The following is a 1,236-nucleotide window of genomic DNA, read 5'->3' on the forward strand; positions in this document are numbered from 1 at the left end:
CCGGGTTCCCTTGGGAACCGGGACGCTTGGGCGAATACCTTTGGATGGGGGGTGGGAAGTAGGCTGCTACCGCCGCCGTCAGGCGCCCAAGATGTCGTGGACTTCGAGCGGCTTGTCGACCTGGGTGAACCACTCGGCGCGGTTGGCGGCACGGCGGCGGCCGCGCTCGTCGAGCGGCAGCTTGAGCTGGCGCAGGAGGCTCGTCACCTCCTCGCGGGCGGTGACATGGCCGAGATTGGGCCGCATGCCGAGGGTCGCCTCGTCGATGTCGTCGAGCGCCGTCAGGCCGCGGGGGAAGAACTCGCGGTAGACGACACGCTCGGCAAAGCCATCGACGTAGCGGAAGCCGAGACGAAGCGACAATTCCTTCAGGCCGTCGGCGACGAGCTGCTTGTTGCGCGAGCCGAGCATCGACAGGCGGTTGCGCACCACGATCCAGTCGGTGGTGGAGCCATCGAGCTGGCGGCGCTTCCGCCTGACATCCCGGACCATCTCCGAGTAATGGCTCTCGCCCGTTACCGCATAGTTGGCGGGGTCGACCGTGCCGAGAACGTCGAAGTCGAGAAAACTGTCGTTGATCGGGGTGACCAGCGTGTCGGCCATCGAGTGCGCCAGCCGCATCAAATAGCTGTCGGTGCCGGGCGTATCGATGACGATGAAGTCAAAGCTGCTCTCGACGGCGCAGACCGCGTCCATGAACTGCTGGAACTCGGAATTCTCGTTCTCGGCGATCTGCATGGTCTGGCCGAGCTTGATGCAGCGGTGCACCGGCAGCTCGAGGTCGAGCCCGGTGCGGCGCGCCCAGGCGGCGCGGTTGTTGATGTAGCGGGTGAAGCTCTGCTGGCGGCAGTCGAGGTCGATGGTGGCGACGCGCTGGCCGGCCTTGAGGAGAGCGACGGCAATGTGCAGGGCGCTGGTGGACTTTCCCGAGCCACCTTTCTCGTTGCCGAGCACGACTACATGCGCCGAGCCGGACTGGCCTTGGCTAGTCTGCACAAGCATAACGATCCTCAACTCCCCGCTAAATGATCTTCAAGTTGACCGCGTCTGCGGTCAAGTGAAATGCGTGTCAGGATGCTCAAATCGCGCCGCGTTCGTCTTAATCATGAATCGCGCGACGGTGCGCGTCTGTGATCGATCCCACAAAGCGATCAGCCCGCGGCGAAAACAACCCCATGCACAGTAGACAGCATCCGCCGCGCATCGCGCCGGCTGACGCTGTCTACTGTGCATGGG

At 64.2% G+C, this 1,236-nt stretch carries 1 protein-coding gene; it reads right to left on the reverse strand.

Going from position 1 to position 1,236, the window contains the following annotated elements:
* Positions 1-78: 78 nt before the first annotated feature.
* Complete coding sequence (locus C2U70_RS32200; protein ID WP_140982703.1) at positions 79-1,002, reverse strand: division plane positioning ATPase MipZ; 924 nt, start codon at positions 1,000-1,002, stop codon at positions 79-81.
* Between the last annotated feature and the right edge of the window lie 234 nt (positions 1,003-1,236).

It is taken from the genome of Bradyrhizobium guangdongense (genome assembly GCF_006483445.1).
Lineage (GTDB): Bacteria > Pseudomonadota > Alphaproteobacteria > Rhizobiales > Xanthobacteraceae > Bradyrhizobium > Bradyrhizobium guangdongense_A.